A 1,096-nucleotide genomic window follows, 5' to 3' on the forward strand; every position below is an offset into this window, starting at 1 on the left:
AGCCAGGAAGAACAGCATATTGGCTCTGGTTTTGCCTGACGATTGATTTCGTCGTAATCCTAACCCCAGTTGTTCATTTTTTATGTCTTTGAAATTTTGTTCGATTTGCATTCTTTTTTTGTAATAAGACACAAGTAATCGAGCTGGCTTATCTAATGAACTAAAGAGAACCCAGCCCTTTTTATAATAACTGGAATGCGCTTTATCATGGGAAGGATATTTATTTTTCTTTTTTCGTATCTTGCCTGAAAGTCTTTCTTTATAGGTATAAAGATAACCTTCCACCGCTTTCTTTGTTTTTCCAAGTCTGACTTTACCTAATGCGGACGCTTTTCCAATCCCTTCAAAAACAATATCCTTCACCTTTTTCCATTTTGTTTCTTCTTCACTTTGATAGCAATACAGAGAATAGACGCGGCCGATAACATCCCAGCCTAAATCAAGCACTTGCTGAAACCACTCACGATGAAAACCCGCATCGGTAATAATCGTCACTGCTCCATTCGAGGGAAGGAGTTCTTTTAAGCGTAATAAAAATTGATGATGAATCGCTGCATTTTCTTGTGCTGATTCAGAATGAACTTCGTGATAGATGGGTATTGAACGACCATGCGCTGCAATACTGGCTTTCAGAACATGATATCCCTTGCTACATCCCCCAGTCCAATCAATTAAAACAACAAGCTCTTTTGCTTCACGCCAAAAAAAAAGGGCAAGGCTCTTATAAATGGAAAAAATATTACTTTCCAGTTTGAAATTATTCACAAAAGTTTGAGCTGCGTATATTTTGCTTTTAACCGTCGATTTTGATGTTAATTTTTTACCAATCTCTGTAACGGATAATGTCGTATCATAATCCATTAAGTCACTTAAAAAGCGGACTAGACATTGCTTTCTTTTAGCATGAATTGAATTCTTTAATGCGCTGTCTAATAAATTCTGGCAAAATAACTGCTTGTGCATACTTTTTCCGGTCGGTTTTGCTTCGTAAACAAATTTGATCATGAATTCGTATGCACTTCAATTCTTTTCTCGTCCTTATTGAGCAAACCTTAAAAACATAACTGCTCAATTAAATGACAGGATTCCTCAGCGC

Annotated in this window: 1 protein-coding gene; it reads right to left on the reverse strand. The window is 36.8% G+C overall.

The features are described from left to right. Positions 1–963 (reverse strand): IS4 family transposase (locus E1O89_RS15300; RefSeq protein ID WP_133140917.1); only part of this gene is annotated, 963 nt, incomplete at its 3' end. Between the last annotated feature and the right edge of the window lie 133 nt (positions 964–1,096).

It is taken from the genome of Legionella genomosp. 1 (assembly GCF_900640215.1).
Taxonomy (GTDB): Bacteria; Pseudomonadota; Gammaproteobacteria; order Legionellales; family Legionellaceae; genus Legionella_C; species Legionella_C quinlivanii_A.